Origin of the sequence: Streptococcus mitis, assembly GCF_023109515.1 — a bacterium.
GTDB classification, from domain to species: domain Bacteria; phylum Bacillota; class Bacilli; order Lactobacillales; family Streptococcaceae; genus Streptococcus; species Streptococcus mitis_CS.
On the sequence record NZ_JALDUM010000001.1, the window covers coordinates 21426 to 36111 of the forward strand.

13 protein-coding genes and 2 other annotated features are annotated in these 14686 nt (G+C 44.6%); of the genes, 12 read left to right on the forward strand and 1 reads right to left on the reverse strand.

The window, feature by feature from the left end; translation table 11 throughout:
• Nucleotides 1-4: 4 nt before the first annotated feature.
• The 12 genes from M1G05_RS00200 (at nt 5) to trpA (ending at nt 14035) form a co-directional block, all read left to right on the forward strand.
• Nucleotides 5-1750: an ABC transporter ATP-binding protein gene (locus tag M1G05_RS00200; protein WP_247952662.1), complete on the forward strand. Its 1746-nt coding sequence runs from the start codon at nt 5-7 to the stop codon at nt 1748-1750.
• Entirely contained in the window at nt 1740-3482 is a 1743-nt protein-coding gene (locus M1G05_RS00205) for an ABC transporter ATP-binding protein (RefSeq protein WP_247952663.1), read from the forward strand. Before M1G05_RS00200 ends, M1G05_RS00205 begins: the two co-directional genes overlap by 11 nt.
• A gap of 206 nt (nt 3483-3688) precedes the next feature.
• The gene (locus M1G05_RS00210) at nt 3689-4381 is read left to right on the forward strand and encodes a sugar transferase (protein ID WP_045605803.1); all 693 of its coding nucleotides are present in this window, start codon (nt 3689-3691) and stop codon (nt 4379-4381) included.
• Between the two features lie 42 nt (nt 4382-4423).
• The gene (locus M1G05_RS00215) at nt 4424-5653 is read left to right on the forward strand and encodes a DegT/DnrJ/EryC1/StrS family aminotransferase (RefSeq protein ID WP_247952664.1); all 1230 of its coding nucleotides are present in this window, start codon (nt 4424-4426) and stop codon (nt 5651-5653) included.
• Between the two features lie 34 nt (nt 5654-5687).
• Nucleotides 5688-5919: a binding site (T-box leader), on the forward strand.
• Nucleotides 5920-5985: 66 nt separating this feature from the next.
• On the forward strand, nt 5986-7164 hold the full coding sequence (gene trpB / locus M1G05_RS00220; RefSeq protein WP_004262199.1) for a tryptophan synthase subunit beta: 1179 nt from the start codon (nt 5986-5988) through the stop codon (nt 7162-7164).
• Nucleotides 7155-7386 (forward strand) — a binding site (T-box leader). Its footprint overlaps the gene before it by 10 nt.
• Nucleotides 7387-7763: 377 nt before the next feature.
• Nucleotides 7764-9125: an anthranilate synthase component I gene (gene trpE, locus M1G05_RS00225; protein WP_247952665.1), complete on the forward strand. Its 1362-nt coding sequence runs from the start codon at nt 7764-7766 to the stop codon at nt 9123-9125.
• Entirely contained in the window at nt 9122-9688 is a 567-nt protein-coding gene (locus tag M1G05_RS00230; RefSeq protein WP_247952666.1) for an aminodeoxychorismate/anthranilate synthase component II, read from the forward strand. Before trpE ends, M1G05_RS00230 begins: the two co-directional genes overlap by 4 nt.
• A 10-nt stretch (nt 9689-9698) precedes the next feature.
• On the forward strand, nt 9699-10703 hold the full coding sequence (gene trpD / locus M1G05_RS00235) for an anthranilate phosphoribosyltransferase (RefSeq protein ID WP_247952667.1): 1005 nt from the start codon (nt 9699-9701) through the stop codon (nt 10701-10703).
• Nucleotides 10700-11467, forward strand: coding sequence for an indole-3-glycerol phosphate synthase TrpC (gene trpC, locus M1G05_RS00240; RefSeq protein WP_247952668.1), 768 nt, complete (start codon nt 10700-10702; stop codon nt 11465-11467). The genes trpD and trpC overlap by 4 nt, the downstream gene beginning before the upstream one ends.
• Nucleotides 11454-12053, forward strand: a complete 600-nt coding sequence (locus M1G05_RS00245) for a phosphoribosylanthranilate isomerase (RefSeq protein ID WP_247952669.1) — start codon at nt 11454-11456, stop codon at nt 12051-12053. Before trpC ends, M1G05_RS00245 begins: the two co-directional genes overlap by 14 nt.
• Nucleotides 12031-13254 (forward strand): tryptophan synthase subunit beta, encoded by a 1224-nt coding sequence (gene trpB / locus M1G05_RS00250; protein ID WP_049488262.1) that lies wholly within the window; start codon nt 12031-12033, stop codon nt 13252-13254. The genes M1G05_RS00245 and trpB (M1G05_RS00250) overlap by 23 nt, the downstream gene beginning before the upstream one ends.
• Complete coding sequence (trpA, locus tag M1G05_RS00255) at nt 13247-14035, forward strand: tryptophan synthase subunit alpha (protein ID WP_247952670.1); 789 nt, start codon at nt 13247-13249, stop codon at nt 14033-14035. The genes trpB (M1G05_RS00250) and trpA overlap by 8 nt, the downstream gene beginning before the upstream one ends.
• Here the strand turns inward: trpA and M1G05_RS00260 are convergent.
• Nucleotides 13995-14654, reverse strand: coding sequence for a prepilin peptidase (locus M1G05_RS00260; protein WP_247952671.1), 660 nt, complete (start codon nt 14652-14654; stop codon nt 13995-13997). The two genes, trpA and M1G05_RS00260, sit on opposite strands and share 41 nt — an antisense overlap.
• Nucleotides 14655-14686 lie beyond the last annotated feature (32 nt).

A 14686-nucleotide genomic window follows, 5' to 3' on the forward strand; every position in this document is an offset into this window, starting at 1 on the left:
TGTTATGTCCATTATTCAAAAACTTTGGTGGTTTTTCAAGTTAGAAAAACGCCGTTATTTAGTCGGGATTGTGGCTCTGGTCTTGGTTTCCGTCCTCAACCTCATTCCCCCAATGGTTATGGGGAGGGTCATTGATGCCATCACATCGGGGCAATTAACCCAGCAGGACCTCCTTCTTGCCCTATTTTACTTGCTTCTTGCAGCCTTTGGGATGTACTATCTGCGCTATGTTTGGCGTATGTATATCCTTGGGACTTCCTACCGTTTGGGACAGATTATGCGCTCTCGCTTATTTGAGCATTTCACAAAAATGTCTCCAGCCTTTTATCAAACCTATAGGACGGGGGACCTGATGGCGCATGCCACCAACGATATCAATGCCTTAACCCGTCTCGCAGGTGGAGGAGTCATGTCTGCGGTGGATGCCTCTATCACGGCTCTGGTGACCTTACTGACCATGCTCTTTAGCATTTCTTGGCAGATGACGCTAGTTGCCATTCTTCCCTTGCCTTTTATGGCTTATGCGACCAGTCGTCTAGGGAGAAAGACCCACAAGGCTTTTGGTGAATCGCAGGCTGCTTTCTCTGAACTCAATAACAAGGTGCAGGAGTCGGTATCGGGTATCAAAGTGACCAAATCTTTCGGGTATCAGACGGATGAGTTGAAGTCCTTTCAGGCAGTCAATGAATTGACCTTCCAAAAGAACCTGCAAACCATGAAATACGATAGTCTCTTTGACCCCATGGTTCTCTTGTTTGTTGGTTCCTCCTATGTTTTAACGCTCCTGGTAGGCTACTTGATGGTTCAGAAAGGGCAAATCACGGTTGGGAATCTAGTTACCTTTATCAGCTACTTGGATATGCTAGTTTGGCCTCTCATGGCCATCGGCTTCCTCTTTAATATTACCCAGCGAGGGAAGGTTTCTTACCAGCGAATTGAGGAACTTTTGTCTCAGGAATCACCTGTACAGGACCCTGAGTTTCCTTTAGATGGAATTGAAAACGGGCGCTTGCAGTATGCCGTTGATAGTTTTGCATTTGAAAATGAGGAAACACTGACAAATGTTCACTTTAGTTTGGAAAAAGGGCAAACTCTGGGATTGGTCGGGCAAACAGGCTCTGGAAAAACGTCCTTGATTAAGCTCCTCTTGCGTGAGTACGATGTGGATAAGGGAGCCATTTATCTAAATGGCTACGATATTCGGGACTATCGTCTGACAGACCTTCGCAGTCTTATGGGCTACGTCCCTCAGGACCAGTTTCTCTTTGCGACCTCTATCTTAGACAATATTCGCTTTGGGAATCCTGATTTACCACTTTCAGCGGTCGAGGAAGCGACTAAGCTAGCCCAAGTTTACCAAGACATTGTAGCCATGCCTCAGGGATTTGATACGCTGATTGGTGAAAAGGGAGTCAGTCTTTCTGGTGGTCAAAAGCAGCGTCTGGCCATGAGTCGGGCTATGATTTTAGACCCTGATATCTTGATTTTGGATGATTCTTTGTCGGCCGTGGATGCCAAGACAGAGTATGCGATTATCGACAACCTCAAGGAGACGCGAAAGGATAAGACAACCATTATTACGGCTCATCGCCTGAGTGCAGTTGTCCATGCAGATTTGATTTTAGTCCTGCAAAATGGTCAAATTATCGAACAGGGCACACACGAAGACTTGCTAGCTTTGGATGGCTGGTATGCCCAAACCTACCAGTCTCAGCAGCTGGAAATGAAAGGAGAAGAAGATGCAGAATAAGAAAGAACAATGGACTGTATTGAAGCGCTTGATGTCCTATCTCAAGCCTTACGGCCTCCTGACCTTTTTGGCACTCAGTTTTCTCCTAGCGACGACGGTCATTAAAAGTGTCATTCCCCTTGTGGCTTCCCACTTTATCGACCAGTATCTGAGTAATCTCAACCAACTCGCTGTGACCGTTTTGCTGGCCTACTATGGCCTTTATATCCTACAAACTGTAGTTCAGTATGTCGGTAATCTTCTCTTTGCACGGGTGTCCTACAGTATTGTTAGGGATATTCGTCGGGATGCCTTTGCCAATATGGAGAAATTGGGCATGTCTTATTTTGACAAGACGCCAGCAGGCTCTATCGTCTCTCGTTTGACAAATGACACCGAGACTATCAGTGATATGTTTTCGGGGATTTTATCTAGCTTTATCTCAGCAGTTTTCATCTTTCTGACAACTCTTTATACCATGTTGGTATTGGATTTTCGTTTGACAGCACTGGTCTTGCTCTTTCTCCCCTTGATTTTCCTTTTGGTCAATCTCTATCGGAAAAAATCAGTGAAAATCATTGAGAAAACCAGAAGTCTCTTGTCAGATATCAATAGCAAGCTGGCTGAAAACATCGAGGGCATCAGGATTATTCAGGCCTTTAATCAAGAGAAGCGCCTACAGTCAGAATTTGATGAGATTAACCAAGAACACTTGGTCTATGCCAACCGTTCTGTAGCCTTGGATGCCCTCTTTTTACGCCCCGCCATGAGTTTGCTGAAACTTTTAGGTTATGCTGTCTTGATGGCCTATTTTGGCTATCGTGGACTTTATCTGGGAATAACGGCAGGAACCATGTATGCCTTTATCCAGTACATCAATCGTCTCTTTGACCCCTTGATTGAAGTGACGCAAAACTTTTCAACCCTTCAAACTTCTATGGTTTCTGCAGGTCGTGTTTTTGCCTTGATTGATGAGAGGACCTATGAGCCCCTTCAAAATGATGGGCAAGCCAAAATCCAAGAAGGCAATATCCGTTTTGAACATGTGTGTTTCTCATATGACGGTAAACATCAGATTCTGGATGATATTTCTTTCTCTGTTAACAAGGGTGAAACCATTGCTTTTGTGGGTCATACAGGTTCCGGGAAATCGTCTATTATCAATGTCCTCATGCGTTTTTATGAATTCCAGTCAGGGCGAGTTCTCTTGGATGGTGTGGATATCAGGGATTTCAGTCAGGAAGAACTGAGAAAAAACATCGGTCTGGTCTTTCAGGATCCCTTCCTCTATCATGGTACCATCAAGTCCAATATCGCCATGTACCAAAATCTTAGTGATGATCAGGTTCAGACTGCGGCTGCTTTTGTGGATGCAGATTCCTTTATTCAAGAACTTCCTCATGGTTACGACTCCCCTGTGTCTGAGCGTGGTTCGAGTTTTTCTACTGGTCAACGCCAGCTTCTTGCCTTTGCTAGAACAGTTGCCAGCCAGCCTAAAATCCTGATTTTGGATGAAGCGACAGCCAATATTGACTCTGAAACAGAAAGTTTGGTTCAAGCATCGCTGGCTAAGATGAGACAGGGTCGAACAACCATTGCCATCGCCCATCGTCTTTCTACCATCCAAGACGCCAACTGCATCTATGTCTTGGATAAGGGGCGCATTATCGAGAGCGGAACCCATGAGGAACTCTTGGCTCTGGGAGGAACCTATCACAAGATGTATAGTTTGCAATCGGGTGCCATGTCCTAATACTCTTTGAAAATCTATTCAAGCCATGTCAGCTTTATCCGCAATCTCAAAGCTGTACATTGATCAGCCTGCGGCTAGCTCTTTGATTTTTATTGAGTGTAAGAAGGAAATCCTTCAAATTACAGATTTCTTTCACCGCCTTTTCCATTTTGTGGTATAATGAAAAATGTTGACAAATAGTATAATAAAAACAAAGGAGAAACAGCATGCTGAAATGGGAAGACTTGCCCGTGGAAATGAAATCAAGCGAGGTTGAGTCTTACTACCAGCTTGTCTCTAAAAGGAAGGGTTCGCTGATTTTCAAGCGTTGTTTGGACTGGGTTCTAGCCGTAATCTTGCTGATTCTGACCTCTCCCATCTTTCTCATCTTGAGCATTTGGATCAAGTTGGATAGCAAGGGGCCAGTAATTTACAAGCAAGAGCGCGTGACCCAGTACAATCGACCTTTCAAGATTTGGAAGTTCCGTACCATGGTGACGGATGCAGACAAAAAAGGAAGTTTGGTGACTTCTGCTAACGATAGTCGCATTACCAAGGTTGGCAATTTTATCCGCCGTGTGCGTTTGGACGAACTGCCTCAGTTGGTCAATGTTCTTAAAGGTGAGATGTCCTTTGTAGGGACGCGTCCTGAAGTGCCACGCTACACAGAGCAGTATAGCCCTGAAATGATGGCAACCTTGCTTTTGCCAGCAGGGATTACCTCTCCAGCTAGCATTCACTACAAGGATGAGGACACTATTATCAGTCAAATGACGGAGAAAGGTTTGTCGGTTGACCAAGCCTATGTCGAACACGTCCTTCCTGAAAAGATGCGCTATAACCTCGACTATCTCCGAGAGTTTAGTTTCCTTGGAGACATCAAAATCATGTTTCAAACTGTGTTTGAAGTGCTAAAATAAAGTAGTCATGAGAGAATGAGTACAGATAAAAGGAGCAAATCAATGCCAAATTACAATATTCCATTTTCACCACCTGATATTACCGAAGCAGAAATTGCTGAAGTAGCGGATACCCTGCGTTCTGGTTGGATCACAACAGGTCCTAAGACAAAAGAACTAGAGCGTCGCTTGTCTCAATATACACAGACACCTAAGACTGTCTGCCTCAATTCTGCAACTGCCGCTCTTGAGTTGATTTTGCGCGTCTTGGAAGTGGGACCTGGTGATGAAGTCATCGTTCCAGCCATGACCTATACAGCTTCATGTAGTGTCATCACTCACGTAGGGGCGACCCCTGTCATGGTGGATATCCAAGCAGATACGTTTGAAATGGACTATGACTTGCTGGAGCAAGCCATTACTGAAAAGACTAAGGTGATTATTCCGGTTGAGCTTGCGGGGATTGTTTGCGACTATGACCGTTTGTTCCAAGTTGTGGAGAAAAAACGTGATCTCTTTACCGCTTCAAGCAAGTGGCAAAAGGCCTTTAACCGTATCGTGATCGTGTCTGATAGTGCCCACGCTTTGGGATCAACTTATAAAGGACAACCAGCCGGTTCTATCGCTGACTTTACTTCCTTCTCATTCCATGCGGTTAAGAACTTTACAACTGCGGAGGGAGGAAGTGCTACTTGGAAAGCCAATCCAGCGATTGACGACGAAGAGATGTACAAGGAATTCCAAATCCTTTCCCTTCACGGGCAAACCAAGGATGCTCTTGCCAAGATGCAACTGGGTTCATGGGAATACGATATCGTCACACCAGCCTACAAGTGCAATATGACTGATATCATGGCTTCCCTTGGTTTGGTACAATTGGACCGCTATCCAAGTTTGTTGCAACGTCGTAAGGACATCGTGGACCGCTATGATCGTGGTTTTGCAGGTTCTCGTATCCATCCATTGGCACACAAGACTGATACTGTTGAATCTTCACGCCATCTTTACATCACCCATGTAGAAGGAGCAAGTTTAGAAGAGCGCAACCTCATCATCCAAGAATTAGCTAAAGCAGGAATTGCAAGTAACGTCCACTACAAACCGCTTCCGCTCTTGACAGCCTATAAGAATCTTGGCTTTGATATGGCGAATTATCCTAAGGCCTATGCCTTCTTTGAAAATGAAATTACGCTCCCTCTTCACACTAAATTAAGTGATGAAGAAGTGGACTATATCATTGAGACTTTCAAAACAGTTTCTGAAAAAGTACTAGCTTCATCAAAAAAATTGTAAAAAAGTCTTGACAAAGGAAAAACAAAGTATTAAAATAAGTTCAATAAATCAGAAAAGTAACTATTTTTGATCTTCAGGGAGCCTGTGGTGATTGTGAACAGGTGGTTGGAAGTAGTGAAAGTGGGCTGATTTTAAAAATGAATTTGAAACAATGAAAATTCGGTTCGCACACCTTACAGTGCAACTTGTTGTTAGACAAGGCAGAGATGTAAAGGGGAATAGTCCCTTTATAATTGAGGTGGCACCGCGTTACCAACGCCCTCACACGGAAGTATATTCTGTGTGTGGGCTTTTTTCATATCTTGGAACTAATACAGAAAGAGGAAAATTTTATGACAACTAAAGGTTATTTTGGACAATTTGGTGGTAGTTTTGTACCGGAGCCGATTCAGGCTTTGTTGGATGAGTTGGAAGTGACATTTGACAAGTACAAGGATGATCCAGAATTTTTGGCAGAATTTCGCCATTACTTAAAGGACTATTCCGGTCGCGAAACACCGCTCTATTTTGCGGAAAGTTTGACAGAGCACTTAGGTGGCGCTAAGATTTATCTCAAGCGTGAAGACCTTAACCACCTTGGTTCTCACAAACTTAATAACGTTTTAGGACAAATTCTTCTTGCTAAACGCATGGGCAAAAAACGAGTAATCGCAGAAACAGGAGCTGGTCAGCACGGTGTTGCGACAGCAGCGGCTGCAGCCAAGTTTGGGATGGCCTGTGATGTCTACATGGGAGCAGAGGATGTGGAACGACAACGCCTCAATGTTTTCCGTATGGAGATGATGGGAGCAACTGTTCATGCAGTTGAAACAGGGACTCGTACCCTCAAAGATGCTGTTGATGCAGCCTTTGGAGCATGGATGAATGATTTGGAAGCCTTTTATGTTCTGGGATCTGCCGTGGGACCTCACCCATATCCTACAATTGTCCACGAGTTCCAAAAGGTTATCAGTGAAGAATCTCGCCGTCAAATCTTAGAAAAAGAAGGTCGTTTACCAGACTACGTTATTGCCTGTGTAGGTGGTGGCTCTAATGCTATCGGTGCTTTTTCTCAGTATGTGGCTGATGAAGAAGTTAAATTGGTTGGGGTCGAAGCTGCTGGTCATGGACTTGACACAGACAAGCACGCAGCTACTATGACAAAAGGTAGTATCGGAATTGTCGACGGCATGAAGACTTATGCAGTCTTTAAGGAAGACGGAGAGCTAGCTCCAGTTTACTCTATCTCAGCTGGATTGGACTATCCAGGGGTTGGCCCAGAACACGCCTACTTTAAAGATTCAGGTCGCGTGGAATATGTCGCTGCGACGGATGAAGAAGCTGTTCAAGCCTTGCTCCTCCTCAGCAAGACTGAAGGGATTATCCCAGCGATTGAAAGCTCACACGCTATCGCAGAAGCAGTTAAACGTGCACCGAAACTAAGCAAAGACGACATTATCATTATCAATGTCTCTGGTCGTGGAGACAAGGACGTAGCTGCGATTGCAGACTACCTAGAAGCTAAAAAGTAATAGATGGAAAAATTACAGTCTTTTCTCTCACAGAGAGCTTGTGGTTGCTGGAAACAAGCAGAGAAAGCTGTAAAGTTGGGTCCATCTGAAACGAGAGAAGAAAACATAATTCTCAAGGGAGTGCCCTTTATAGCACAGCCTGTTACAGGAGGTATCTGAGACAGGAATGAGAGATAGGAGAGATCCTATAATTGAGGTGGCACCGCGAATTTCGTCCTCACGCAAGTTATTTTGCGTGGGGATTTTTATATATTTATCGTAGATATGGCTATCAGTTTTAAATTATGCTTCATCACTAGATAGATTTCTATAAAATATTTGCGAACGAAGTGAGCATTAAACCGCTATTTCCCACCATAGTGGTATTCTAGAGAAGCAAAGATGCTTCTCTAGAACGGAATTTTTGAGAGTAAAATAGTTCGGGGAACTATTTTAGCCTGAGCCTAGAAATGAATGAGCGAGGGGCTCAAAAATTAGGTCTTTCATTTCATGGTTTTCTAAAATCATCCACTGGATAATTTTACCTCCCGTCCGCACTATTTAAGGGAAATAGAAAAAAGATAAAAAATTAAAAATAAGAAACTGAAAGGGAAATTACAATGGAACGAATCATTCATGGAGATGTTTTATCACCAATCTTGGCTTATATGCGCCTAAAGGGGCAACACAAGGTTATCTTAGAGAGTATTCCGAGAGACAAGGAAACAGCTCGCTTTTCTATCTTAGCCTATAATCCTGTTTTTGATATTAAGTTTGAAAATGGAGTTCTTTATCAAAATGGTCAAGTGATTGATCGTGATCCCTTGGATTTTCTTTATGAAGTGACTCATAAGAGACAGCACCATTCAGATCTACCTTTTGGTGGTGGGGCAATTGGTTTTGTTGGTTACGATATGATTTCGCTTTATGAAGAAATTGGTCAAATCCCTCAAGATACGATTGGAACGCCAGACATGCATTTCTTCGTCTATGAGAGTTACATGGTCTTTGACCACAAGAAGGAAAAAATCCATGTCATCGAGGATGCTCTCTATAGTGAGCGCAGTCAAGAGGCCTTGGAAAAAGCCTTGAACCAAGTGCTTGAGGAATTACGCATTCCTGCTCCAAATGAATTTGAAGACTTGGATCTATCTCCGTTAGACTTCAAACCCCATATTGCTCCTCAGAAGTTTGAGGAAATGGTGGAAATCGCTCGTGACTTGATTCGTAACGGAGATATGTTCCAATGTGTACTCAGCCAGCGTTTCTCAGCAGAAGTTACTGGAAATCCATTTGACTTCTACAGAAATCTTCGCGTGACCAACCCATCTAATTACCTCTATTTCTACGATTTTGGGGATTATCAAATCATCGGTGCCAGTCCTGAAAGTTTGGTTTCAGTTAAAAATGGCATCGTGACAACCAATCCGATCGCAGGGACGCGACCAAGAGGGGCTACGGATGAAGAGGACAAGGCCTTGGCGACAGACCTGCTTTCGGATGAGAAGGAAACAGCAGAGCATCGAATGTTAGTAGACTTGGGTCGTAATGATATTGGCCGCATCTCTGAAACGGCCAGTGTCCAAGTCACCAAGTATATGGAAGTGGAGCTCTTCCGTTATGTTATGCATTTGACCAGCGTGGTCAAGGGGCGTTTGCTTCCAGAACTCACTGCTATGGATGCTTTGAAAGCAACACTTCCTGCTGGAACTGTTTCTGGAGCACCAAAAATTCGAGCTATGAGACGCATCTATGAACTGGAAACGGAAAAACGGGGCGTATACGCAGGAGCAATCGGATACTTATCTGCGACGGGTGATATGGATTTCGCCATCGCCATCCGAACTATGATTCTCAAAAATCAAACAGCCTATGTGCAGGCTGGGGCAGGGATTGTCTACGACTCTATCGCCCAAAACGAATACCAAGAAACCATTAACAAGGCTAAATCTATGACTAGAATTGGAGAACTAAGACCATGATTTTATTAATTGACAACTATGATTCTTTTACCTATAACTTGGCGCAATACATTGGGAATTTTGCAGAAGTGCAAGTCTTGAGAAATGATGATCCTAAACTATATGAAGAAGCTGAAAAAGCAGATGGTCTGGTCTTTTCTCCGGGTCCTGGTTGGCCAGTTGATGCTGGGAAAATGGAAGACATGATTCGTGACTTTACAGGCAAGAAACCGATTCTAGGTATTTGTTTGGGTCACCAAGCCATCGCAGAAGTCTTTGGTGGTAAGTTAGGCTTGGCTCCAAAAGTCATGCATGGGAAACAGAGTAATATCAGCTTTGAAGCGCCATCTGTTTTGTATCAAGGCATTGAGGATGGCCGTGCGGTCATGCGTTACCACAGTATTTTGATTGAAGAAATGCCAGAAGGGTTTGAAGTGACAGCTCGTTCGACTGATGACCAAGCTATTATGGGCATTCAACACAAAAACCTACCGATTTATGGCTTCCAGTATCATCCAGAAAGTATCGGAACGCCAGATGGTTTGTCTTCTATTCGGAATTTTATCGAAAAGGTTGTAAAGTGAGGAAACTAGGATGAAAGAGATTATTGAAAAATTAGCAAAATTTGAAAATTTATCAGGTGTTGAAATGACGGACGTCATTGAGCGTATCGTAACTGGGCGTGTAACCGAAGCGCAGATTGCTTCTCTCCTTTTGGCTCTTAAGATGAAGGGGGAAACACCTGAAGAGCGCACAGCCGTTGCTCAAGTCATGAGAGGGCATGCTCAACATATTCCAACTGAAATCCATGATGCCATGGACAACTGTGGTACAGGTGGGGACAAGTCTTTCAGCTTTAACATCTCTACAACTGCAGCCTTTGTCTTGGCTGGTGGCGGTGTTCACATGGCCAAGCACGGTAACCGCTCGATTTCTTCTAAATCTGGCTCTGCAGACGTTCTCGAAGCCCTGGGAATTAACCTAGACCTCAAACCAGCTGAACTAGGTAAGGTCTTTGATAAGACTGGCATCGTCTTTCTCTTTGCCAAAAATATGCACCCAGCTATGAAATACATCATGCCAGCTCGTTTGGAACTAGGAATTCCAACGATTATGAACTTGACTGGTCCCCTGATTCATCCAATGACTTTGGAAACACAGCTTCTTGGAATTAGTCGTCCAGAACTTCTAGAAAGTACAGCTCAGGTTTTGAAAAATATGGGCCGCAAACGTGCTGTTGTAGTTGCTGGACCAGAAGGGCTAGATGAAGCCGGCTTGAACGGAACAACCAAGATTGCACTTCTTGAAAATGGCGAAATCAGCTTGTTAAGCTTTACTCCAGAGGATTTAGGGATGGAGCGCTACGCTATCGAAGATATCCGTGGTGGCAATGCTCAGGAAAATGCAGAAATTTTGCTCAGCGTTCTTAAAAACGAACCAAGTCCATTCTTGGAAACGACAGTTTTAAATGCTGGTCTTGGTTTCTATGCTAATGGTAAGGTAGCTAGCATCAAGGAAGGAGTTGCCTTGGCCCGCGAAGTCATTGCTAGTGGCAAGGCTCTTGAAAAACTCAGACTGTTACAGGAGTACCAAAAATGAGTCAAGAATTTTTAGCACGAATCTTGGAGCAGAAGGCGCGTGAGGTTGAGCAGATGGAACTGGAGGAAATCCAGCCCCTGCGCCAGACCTATCGCTTGGCTGACTATCTAAAACAACACCAAGACCGTTTACAGGTAATCGCTGAAGTCAAGAAGGCTAGCCCTAGTCTGGGAGATATCAATCTCGATGTGGATATTGTGCAACAGGCCCAGACTTATGAAGAAAACGGAGCAGTGATGATTTCGGTTTTGACAGATGAAGTCTTCTTTAAAGGACATTTAGATTATCTGCGGGAAATTTCCAGTCAGGTAAACATTCCGACGCTCAACAAGGATTTTATCATCGATGAAAAGCAAATCATCCGTGCTCGCAATGCAGGTGCGACAGTTATTTTGCTCATTGTGGCTGCCTTGTCAGAAGAACGCCTCAAGGAACTTTACGACTACGCGACAGAGCTTGGTCTGGAAGTCTTGGTGGAGACTCACAATCTAGCTGAACTAGAAGTGGCTCATAGACTTGGTGCTGAGATTATTGGGGTCAATAACCGTAACTTGACCACCTTTGAAGTCGACTTGCAGACCAGTGTAGGCTTGGCCCAGCACTTTGAAGAAGGTCGCTACTACATTTCTGAATCTGCTATTTTCACAGGGCAGGATGCGGAACGAGTAGCACCATACTTTAACGGAATTTTAGTTGGGACAGCTCTCATGCAGGCAGAAGATGTAGCCCAGAGAATCAAGGAGTTGCAGATTGACAAAGGTTAAAATTTGCGGATTATCTACTAAAGAAGCGGTGGAAACAGCCGTATCAGCAGGAGCAGACTACATCGGTTTTGTCTTCGCACCTAGTAAAAGACAGGTGACCTTGGATCAGGCTGCTGAGTTGGCAAAGCTTATTCCTGCAGATGTCAAAAAGGTTGGTGTATTTGTTTCACCAAGTCGGGCAGAACTGCTAGAAGCGATTGACAAAGTTGGCTTGGACTTTGTACAAGTTCACGGTCAGGTGGCAGATGATTTGTTTGAGAATTTGCCTTGTGCCAGCATTCAGGCTGTGCAAGTGGATGGAGAGGGGCATGTACCCAATTCTCAGGCAGACTATCTACTCTTTGATGCCCCTGTGGCTGGGAGTGGCCAGACCTTTGACTGGGGCCAACTGGATACGACTGGACTAACTCAGCCCTTCTTTATCGCAGGTGGGCTTAATGAAGACAATGTAGTAAAAGCAATTCAACACTTTACTCCCTATGCAGTAGATGTATCAAGCGGAGTGGAGACAGATGGACAAAAAGATCAGGAAAAGATTAGAAGATTTATAGAGAGAGCAAAGAATGGCATATCAAGAACCAAATAAAGATGGATTTTACGGAAAATTCGGCGGACGTTTCGTCCCAGAAACATTGATGACAGCAGTTTTGGAGTTGGAGAAGGCCTATCGTGAAAGTCAGGCAGACCCAAGTTTCCAAGAGGAATTAAACCAACTCTTACGTCAGTACGTGGGGCGTGAAACTCCCCTTTACTACGCAAAAAACTTGACCCAGCATATTGGCGGAGCCAAGATTTATCTAAAACGTGAAGACCTCAACCATACAGGGGCCCACAAGATTAACAATGCCTTGGGACAAGTTCTTCTGGCTAAACGCATGGGCAAAAAGAAAATTATCGCTGAAACAGGTGCTGGTCAGCACGGTGTGGCAACTGCAACTGCTGCAGCCCTCTTTAACATGGAATGTACTATCTACATGGGTGAGGAAGATGTCAAACGCCAAGCCCTCAATGTGTTCCGTATGGAGCTTTTGGGAGCCAAGGTTGAGGCAGTGACAGACGGTTCGCGCGTGCTCAAGGATGCGGTTAATGCAGCCCTTCGTTCATGGGTAGCTAATATCGATGATACCCACTATATTCTTGGTTCTGCCTTGGGGCCTCATCCATTCCCAGAAATCGTTCGTGACTTCCAAAGTGTCATCGGTAGAGAAGCTAAACAACAGTACCGTGACTTGACAGGTAAAAATCTTCCAGATGCCTTAGTAGCCTGTGTTGGTGGTGGTTCAAATGCCATCGGGCTCTTCCATCCATTTGTAGAAGATGAGTCAGTAGCCATGTATGGGGCTGAAGCAGCTGGACTTGGTGTGGATACGGAGCACCATGCAGCTACCTTGACCAAGGGTCGTCCGGGTGTCCTTCATGGTTCTCTCATGGATGTGCTCCAAGATGCCCATGGTCAAATTCTTGAAGCCTTCTCTATCTCAGCAGGTTTGGACTATCCTGGTATCGGTCCAGAACATTCTCACTACCACGATATTAAACGTGCCAGCTATGTTCCTGTGACAGACGAGGAAGCCTTGGAAGGATTCCAGCTCTTGTCTCGTGTGGAAGGGATTATCCCAGCATTGGAATCTAGCCATGCCATTGCCTTTGCGGTGAAATTGGCCAAAGAACTTGGACCAGACAAGTCCATGATTGTCTGCCTATCGGGTCGTGGGGACAAGGATGTGGTCCAAGTCAAAGACCGCTTGGAAGCAGATGCAGCAAAGAAGGGAGAAGCTCATGCCTAAGACACTAACAGAAAAATTGAACGCTATTAAAGCAGCTGGAAAAGGAATTTTTGTTCCCTATATCATGGCTGGAGACCACGAGAAAGGTTTGGATGGACTAGGAGAAACAATCCACTTTTTAGAAGATTTGGGTGTCTCTGCCATTGAAGTGGGCATTCCCTTTTCAGACCCTGTTGCAGATGGACCTGTGATTGAAGAAGCTGGCTTGCGTAGTTTAGCCCAGGGGACTTCGACACAAGCTTTGGTTGAAACCTTGAAAACCATTGAAACAGAGATTCCACTGGTCATTATGACCTACTTCAACCCCCTCTTTCAGTACGGTGTGGAGAACTTTGTCAAAGATTTGGCTGATACAGCAGTTAAGGGCTTGATTATTCCAGACCTGCCTCATGAGCATGCCAATTTTGTAGAGCCATTTTTGGCAGACACAGACATGGCCTTGATTCCTCTAGTAAGCTTGACAACAGGGATTGAGCGCCAGAAAGAGTTGATTGATGGGGCAGAAGGATTCGTCTATGCCGTTGCCATCAATGGGGTGACAGGGAAATCAGGCAATTACCGTGCAGACTTGGATAAGCACTTGGCACAACTTCATCAAGTGGCCGATATCCCAGTCTTGACAGGTTTTGGTGTATCTAGTCAAGCCGATGTAGAACGCTTCAATGAGGTGTCAGATGGCGTTATCGTTGGTTCGAAAATTGTAAAAGCCCTCCATCAAGGAGAGCCGATTCAGGACTTTATCAAACAAGCAGTAACTTACCAAAAACAATCACACAAGTAGCGAGTAAGAGGAAAGGCACAAAAGGAAGTCTTTCCTTTTTCTTTTGCAGGAGAAAGGCTAGAATTCCTGTTGCAGAAGCAAACTGAATCAAGATCAGTAATTCTGTTGCGCTAAAGACGAGAGCGCAAGAAGCTAAAAAGAGAAAATCCCCTGCGCCCATGCGAATATCGATAAAATGAGCTAAAATTCCAAGGGCAAGGAAAAAGACCATGACCAGATTCCAGCCAGAGCAGGCCATGAGGATTAGGTGGAAAGTCAGCCAGACCAGCAAGGGATATTCCTGATGGCGAAAGTCGTAGATGCCCAAGGTCAAACCAGCAGTGATTAGGATGACTTGCCCCAAGGAAAGCAATTCCCAAGACCAAGCCAGAAAGAGGAGTCCTAAGCCAAGTTCAAAGAGGGCATACCAGACAGGATAAGGAGCCTTGCAGTAGCGACAGCGAAAGCGATTGAAGACCTGCGAGAGAATCGGAATCAAATCCAAGGGATGCAAGCGAGTCTGACAGGAATCGCAGTGACTGGCTGGACTGATAATGGATTGCTCTGGAAAACGGTCAATGACCAAACCAAGAAAGGAAGCGAGAATGCTCCCGACAAGAAAAAAATAAAAATCAATCATACCTATCTATTCGTAAAAAATAGGAAAAGTAG

Bases quoted from the DNA above. Each gene is read 5' to 3' on its own strand.
- M1G05_RS00260 (WP_247952671.1), bottom strand. From the start codon at position 14,654: ATGATTGATTTTTATTTTTTTCTTGTCGGGAGCATTCTCGCTTCCTTT.
- trpE (WP_247952665.1), top strand. From the start codon at position 7,764: ATGGAACGAATCATTCATGGAGATGTTTTATCACCAATCTTGGCTTAT.
- trpD (WP_247952667.1), top strand. From the start codon at position 9,699: ATGAAAGAGATTATTGAAAAATTAGCAAAATTTGAAAATTTATCAGGT.
- M1G05_RS00215 (WP_247952664.1), top strand. From the start codon at position 4,424: ATGCCAAATTACAATATTCCATTTTCACCACCTGATATTACCGAAGCA.
- M1G05_RS00200 (WP_247952662.1), top strand. From the start codon at position 5: ATGTCCATTATTCAAAAACTTTGGTGGTTTTTCAAGTTAGAAAAACGC.
- trpA (WP_247952670.1), top strand. From the start codon at position 13,247: ATGCCTAAGACACTAACAGAAAAATTGAACGCTATTAAAGCAGCTGGA.
- trpB (WP_049488262.1), top strand. From the start codon at position 12,031: ATGGCATATCAAGAACCAAATAAAGATGGATTTTACGGAAAATTCGGC.
- M1G05_RS00230 (WP_247952666.1), top strand. From the start codon at position 9,122: ATGATTTTATTAATTGACAACTATGATTCTTTTACCTATAACTTGGCG.
- trpC (WP_247952668.1), top strand. From the start codon at position 10,700: ATGAGTCAAGAATTTTTAGCACGAATCTTGGAGCAGAAGGCGCGTGAG.
- trpB (WP_004262199.1), top strand. From the start codon at position 5,986: ATGACAACTAAAGGTTATTTTGGACAATTTGGTGGTAGTTTTGTACCG.
- M1G05_RS00210 (WP_045605803.1), top strand. From the start codon at position 3,689: ATGCTGAAATGGGAAGACTTGCCCGTGGAAATGAAATCAAGCGAGGTT.
- M1G05_RS00205 (WP_247952663.1), top strand. From the start codon at position 1,740: ATGCAGAATAAGAAAGAACAATGGACTGTATTGAAGCGCTTGATGTCC.